Here is a 6,171-nt window from a genome sequence, read left to right on the forward strand (position 1 = left end):
CAGTAGGCTTTTGCTTACTGTTTATTTTTTTTAGGGAGGATTTTGTGAAAAATTATTTAAAAAATGCAGTTTTATTGGGGACACTATTTTTAGTGGGATGTAGCTCTTTAATTCAAAAAAAAGAAAGTGCAAGTATCATTATAAAAAATGGTACAATTTTAACTATGGATAAAAATAATAATGTTATAAACAATGGAGTTGTTGTCATAAAAGATAATAAAATTATCTCTGTTGGAAATAAGAATCTTTTAAATACCTATTCTGCACCAAAAATAATAGATGCTGAAGAGGGTATAATTATGCCTGGTATGATAAATACCCACAGTCATCTTCCTATGATTGCTTTTAGAGGTCTTGGAGAGGAGGGTATTAAAAATAGGTTATTCGCTTATTTTTTCCCACTGGAAGGGGAAAAGTTAAGCAGAGATTTAATATATAAGGCTACTATTCACGGAAGTATTGATATGGCTCTCTCTGGAGTTACAACATATGCTGATATGTATTATCATATGGATGAAATGGCTAAAGCTACTAAAGAGATTGGAATTAGAGGAGTTCTTGGAGAAACTGTTATAAAGTTTCCTGTTGTTGATGCAAAAACTCCCTATGGTGGAATTGAATACGCTGTTAATTTCATTGAAGAGTATAAAAATGATGAGCTGATTACACCAGCATTTGGTCCTCATGCTCCCTATACTGTTTCTAAAGAAAAAATGCAAGAGATAACTAGACTTTCTGAGAAATATAATGTTCCAGTTATGATACATGTTGGAGAGTTCGATGATGAAGATAAAAGGTTAAATCTAAAAAACAGATCAGTTATTGAATATATGGATTCTATTGGGGTTTTAAACAGCAGAGTTCTATTGGCCCATGGTATCCACCTAAATGAAAAAGATTTAGATATAATTAAAAAGAGAGACGCAGCTATAGCTTATAATCCTATGGCAAACGCTAAGGGTGCAACAGGAATAGCTAGAACTTATGAGATGTTAGAAAAGAGTATTAAGGTGGGACTTGGTACTGATGGTCCTATGAGTTCTAATCAAGTTGATCTTTTTAGAACTTTAAGCTATGCCTCATCTATGCAAAGATTAAAGTATAATGATAGAACTATAATGACTCCAGATATCGTGGTAAGAATGGCAACAATTGGAGGAGCAGAAGCTTTAAATTTAGACTCAAAAATTGGTTCTATTGAATCTGGAAAATTAGCTGATATCATTATTGTAGAAACTAAATCATCTAATATGATGCCTAATTATGACCCATTTGCAACACTTGTTTTTCAAGCTAACTCATCCAATGTAGATACAACAATTGTCAATGGAAAAGTTATTGTGGAAGATAAAAAATTAAAAACATATGATATTGAAAAAAATAGAAAGCAGATGAAAGCTATTGAGGCAGATATTGCCGAATTTGCTAAGGGATTAGCTCAAAAAGCTAAAAGTATGGATTAACTAATCACCATAACTTTTTAGTTCCCTATAAGAGACTGGTAATAACATCTACAAAAAAATAATACCCCGAAAAATGCTCTCTTTAATATTAGCGTTTTTCGGGGTATTTTAATAAAATTTTACCTTATAAACTACCTACATATTTGAAATTTTTGAGATAAACTCTCTAACTTTTTCCTCTAAAATCTCTACCACTACTCTTTTTTCCTCATAAGTTTCTGCAGGATATTCATCCATAGCAAAATCTAATGTTTCTTTTGCGGCTATAATAGGACATTGTGTTCCACACCCCATTTTAACTAAATAGTCAATCTCTTTTGGTAATTCATCTAAGGAATGAGGCTTATATCCCTTCATAGATAAATTTCTGTCTTCCATTATCTGAGCGCCCTCTTCATTTACTTTATCAGCTGGATCTGTTCCCGCACTAACAATTATAAAATCATTTGTTAGTTCTTTTGCAAATCTTTCACAAATAATACTTTTAAAAGAATTTCCCTTACATACAAAAGCTATTGTTTTCATTAGATTATCACTCCTTTAATTAATTATTGACTTTTTTTTTTACCTATTATATCATGATACTAGTAAATACTGAAATAGTAATTTATGAAAGGGGTTTTTAAAAATGGAAAAAGAAGTGAAAATTTTAAAAGCTTTAGCTCATCCTTTGAGACTTGATATTATAAAACTATTAATTGACAATGAAAATTTATGTGTATGTAAGATTCAAGAAACTTTTAATATTGGCCAATCTAATCTATCTCAACATCTAAAACTATTAAAAGATGCTGGTCTTTTAAATGCTGAAAAAAATGGTGGTTGGGTCCATTATAGTTTAAAAAATAAAAAAATTGTAAAAATTTTAGAACTATTGGAACAATTCTAAAAAGAGGCTTTTTATTCAGCCTCTTTTTTTATTAATTTATTTTGAATCTATTTCATAAATTGCTACAGAGTTTGAAATCTCATTGGATGTTATTAAAAGAGGTTTTCCCAGTGGTGATTTTTCAGCAGGTACAAATTTTAATCCCTCTATCCCCACATCACCTTTTATATCTTCAGAGTAATCTCTCCCTGAAAAATAACCAGCAAACTGAGGATCTGTAATATCTGTTATATCATAAGTTACAACTCCACCTATTCTTTCAAGCCCTACAAAAGCATATGTTTTTCCGTCGATAATCCCTACTTCAACATCTTCAGGTTCAGGTCCTTTAGAGTTATTCCTTGAATATGGCTTTGTATTAGTATTACTTGAGTTAAAATATTCTGGTAAATATTTTTGAGTTATTTTTTCAAATTGATTACCTGAATCAAATACAAATTTTAACCCATTATCCTCAACTTTAAATATAGAAAATGATCTTCCTCCAAAGGAGTATAGACGGTCATATTCACCCTTTTCATTTATTCCTCTAAAACTACTTACCTTTAAATTTTTCATATCCTCTGTTACAGGAACATTTATTTTTTCCCCCGATTCTAGTAGTTTTCCTATACTATAACTATCTTCAACGAAAAATTGCTTTCCGTAATCCCTTGCATCTCCCTCATTAGCTGTTATTAAGTATGTATTTCCATTTTGATTGATAACTTTTACTCCATCTGGTTGATACATTCCTAATATATCAGCTGTTACAAACTCAGCCTTATTCTTTCCAATAACAAAACTATTCTCCTCTTTTGAGTGATCTTTTACTCCCATTGATTTAATCCATACAAATCTTTTAGCTTCAATATCTAATTTTCCAATAGCATTATCCTCTTGAAAAGTGATATATGCAAATTTCCCATCTTTGTCAACAGATATGTATTCAGGCTCTAAAGCTTGACTATACGTTGGTTTATGTGGACTAGCTAAAATATATTCATCTAAACTATTTTTTAACTCTCCATCTATTAGAGAGTCATCTATTTTTACTTCTGTAACTATCCCATCTTTTAATCCATTTGTTAAGTCAACTATTGAGATACTTCCTTCAGGATCGACCTTTAGCTCTTTTCCAGGTTCACCCTCATTGGCCACAATAATTTTTTTACTGTCTGGAGTTATTGCTAAGTTATCTGGAAGAGAGCCCACTTTATAGTGAGAAATATATACTCCCTCTAGATCTGTTATAATTATATATCCCTTTTCTGTCATAGGAGTTAAAGCGACTGATAAAGCTAAGTACTTTCCATTTGGACTAACTTTTATACATGTTAGATCACTTACTTGTTCATTACTTCCTAAAATTTTTTGAATATCAATTCTTTTTGTCAAATTGAAATCTTTCACTCTATTTTTTAATCCATCTATTTTTACAATATCTAAAGATGGTTTTTGATCCTTTGTATTTGTTCCATTTGCTATAAATAAAGTGTTATTATAATAATCAACAATATCTATTGGTCCCCCATTTCCTACTGGTGCTCCTTGAAAATGCCCCACTTTTTCCATAGTAATCTGTGACGAATAAGATGTTGCAGCAATTAAAAGTGCTCCCACTGCTGTTAATAATTTCATAATCCCTCCAAAATTTTATTTTAATCACTACATTCTCTCATATCTTTGTTAATTTTAAATTTATTTTGTGTTAAAGATATGTAAACAAATTACTAAACATTTAATCTTTATAACTCTCTTACAGGGATTTGTATCTCTGTTATATACTCACTGACGCTTTCAGTAGTATGTATATCCACATGAAAAATTTCAAATATATCTCCAATAACCTCTAAATTATTTTCCTTAATAAACTCTTTAGCTTTTGCATAATATCTATAATTCTCAGAGTAATAACCTCTATAATAAATAGAAACATAGTCCCCTTTTCCAATTTCCTCCCCCATCTCTGTTCCTTCATTATTTATTACAAAAATCTCTTCATATATATCATATTTATTTTTATAAAAATTCTCTCTACTTAAAGTTCCTCCAAATTCATTTTCTGTAAATAAAAAATCATTTTCAGAAAGAGTTTTTATGCTTAAAAGTTTGATTTTAAAATCAATATCCCCATCCTCTTTAATCCGCCCCTTAGATTTAATAACTCTTCTTTTAGAAATACTTTTTAACTGAGGAACCCCAAACAATACATCATTTTTAAAATATTCCAAATTTGATTTCTTTACTAAAAGTTCCTCTTTCAATCTATTAAATTTTTCCAACTCTTTTTCAACAATCTGTAATTGTGAGTTTAATATTTTCTCTGTTGAACTCACGCTTCTAGTTTCTAAAAAACCTTTTATATCCTCCAAACCAAGTCCAAGCCCTCTTAAATTTCTTATATTATTTAATTTCCAAATCTGTTCACTTGAGTAATATCTATATCCACTCTCTTTTTTTAAAGCTGGTTCTAAAAGTTTAATTTTTTCATAGTGTCTCAAAGTATCGACACTTATATTATATATTTTACTTATCTCTCCTATGGAGTAGTATTTTTTCATAAACTCACCTCTTTTCAATTATACAATAATTTTTTATTTTATTAAAGAGTTGACTCTAGAACGGTTCAAGAGTTTATAATATATACGGAGGCGATTATTATGCAAAAAAAATTATTAAATGATAATCTTTTTAAACTTATTTTTAAATATGGAGTTCCATCCATTCTGACCATGTGGATCTTCTCCTTATATACCATAGTTGATGGAATTTTCATAGGGAAGTTTCTTGGTCCTAAAAGTTTAGCAGCAGTAAATATTGTTATGCCATATGTTAACTTTTCTTTTGCAATTGGTATAATGGTAGCTGTGGGGAGCTCAACTATGATTGCGATACAACTTGGAGCTGGAGAGGATAAAAAAGCATTAAAATCATATAGTATATCTTTACAACTTTTTATGGTTTTTAGTTCGCTACTGAGTTTAATTGGAGTTATTTTTCCTGAAAAAGTTGTTAGAATTTTAGGAGCTAATGATATTATTTTAGAAGAAGCTACAACCTATCTTTTCTATCTATCTTTCTTTACACTTTTTTATATGCTATCCTATGGTTTTGAAAGTTTTGTAAGAATAGAAGGATGTCCTAACTACTCTTTACTTTGTATATTGGGTGGAGCTATTATGAACATTGTTTTGGATTATTTTTTAATAGCTATACTGGGTATGGGAATTAAGGGAGCTGCCATTGCTACTGGAACTGCTCAATTGACAACAGCTTTAATGCTCGGATATTTCTTAGTATTTAAAGCTAAAAAATTAAAATATAACTTTACTAAATTCAATATAAAAACTGTGGGTTCTATTCTTTACAATGGCTCTTCAGAGTTTTTAACTGAAATGGCAACGGGTGTAGTTATTATGGCATTTAATATAAATATAATGGCTATAATAGGAAATGATGGAATATCTGCTTTCAGTGTTATCAGTTATATATCTACTCTTGTTACAATGACAATGATTGGTTTTTCTCAGGGATTACAACCAATTATTAGCTTTAATTATGGAGCACAATCTAATAGAAGAGTTTTAAAAATTCTAAAAATAGGTATGATTACAGTATTTTCTCTTGGAATTCTATTTTTTTTCATAATCAATATATTTGCTAATGAACTTGTTTCTATTTTTATAAAAGAAAATAGAGAGCTTTTTATTCTAACAAAAGAGGCTGTTATATACTATAGTTTCACTTATATTTTAATGGGAATAAATATAATTATTAGTTCATATTTTACCGCTGTGGAAAATGCTTTTATATCCAGTGTTTTAAGTGTTTTAAGAG

6 protein-coding genes are annotated in these 6,171 nt (G+C 29.5%); 3 read left to right on the forward strand and 3 right to left on the reverse strand.

The genetic code is table 11. The features are described from left to right. The first annotated feature begins 44 nt into the window (after nt 1-44). A complete protein-coding gene (locus ACMOUI_RS10315) occupies nt 45-1,463 on the forward strand; it encodes an amidohydrolase (protein WP_418965614.1) in 1,419 nt (472 codons plus the stop codon). A gap of 135 nt (nt 1,464-1,598) precedes the next feature. Here ACMOUI_RS10315 and ACMOUI_RS10320 read toward each other — a convergent pair whose 3' ends face one another. Continuing rightward, the gene (locus ACMOUI_RS10320; RefSeq protein WP_418965615.1) at nt 1,599-1,988 is read right to left on the reverse strand and encodes a low molecular weight phosphatase family protein; all 390 of its coding nucleotides are present in this window, start codon (nt 1,986-1,988) and stop codon (nt 1,599-1,601) included. A gap of 103 nt (nt 1,989-2,091) precedes the next feature. On the opposite strand from ACMOUI_RS10320, the gene ACMOUI_RS10325 reads away from it, so the two are divergent. Further along, nucleotides 2,092-2,352, forward strand: a complete 261-nt coding sequence (locus ACMOUI_RS10325; RefSeq protein ID WP_418965616.1) for an ArsR/SmtB family transcription factor — start codon at nt 2,092-2,094, stop codon at nt 2,350-2,352. A gap of 36 nt (nt 2,353-2,388) precedes the next feature. Here the strand turns inward: ACMOUI_RS10325 and ACMOUI_RS10330 are convergent, their stop codons facing one another. Next, the gene (locus ACMOUI_RS10330) at nt 2,389-3,972 is read right to left on the reverse strand and encodes a choice-of-anchor I family protein (RefSeq protein ID WP_418965617.1); all 1,584 of its coding nucleotides are present in this window, start codon (nt 3,970-3,972) and stop codon (nt 2,389-2,391) included. A 107-nt stretch (nt 3,973-4,079) separates the two neighbouring features. Further along, entirely contained in the window at nt 4,080-4,895 is an 816-nt protein-coding gene (locus ACMOUI_RS10335; protein ID WP_418965618.1) for a MerR family transcriptional regulator, read from the reverse strand. Nucleotides 4,896-4,994: 99 nt separating this feature from the next. On the opposite strand from ACMOUI_RS10335, the gene ACMOUI_RS10340 reads away from it, so the two are divergent. After that, nucleotides 4,995-6,171, forward strand: a 1,177-nt coding sequence (locus ACMOUI_RS10340) for an MATE family efflux transporter (RefSeq protein WP_418965619.1), incomplete at its 3' end; no start/stop codon positions are given.

The organism is Cetobacterium sp., from assembly GCF_048470075.1.
In the GTDB taxonomy this organism is placed as follows: Bacteria; Fusobacteriota; Fusobacteriia; order Fusobacteriales; family Fusobacteriaceae; genus Cetobacterium_A.

Coding starts and splice junctions, on each gene's coding strand:
- ACMOUI_RS10330 (WP_418965617.1), bottom strand. CDS start 3,972: ATGAAATTATTAACAGCAGTGGGAGCACTTTTAATTGCTGCAACATCT.
- ACMOUI_RS10320 (WP_418965615.1), bottom strand. CDS start 1,988: ATGAAAACAATAGCTTTTGTATGTAAGGGAAATTCTTTTAAAAGTATT.
- ACMOUI_RS10335 (WP_418965618.1), bottom strand. CDS start 4,895: ATGAAAAAATACTACTCCATAGGAGAGATAAGTAAAATATATAATATA.
- ACMOUI_RS10325 (WP_418965616.1), top strand. CDS start 2,092: ATGGAAAAAGAAGTGAAAATTTTAAAAGCTTTAGCTCATCCTTTGAGA.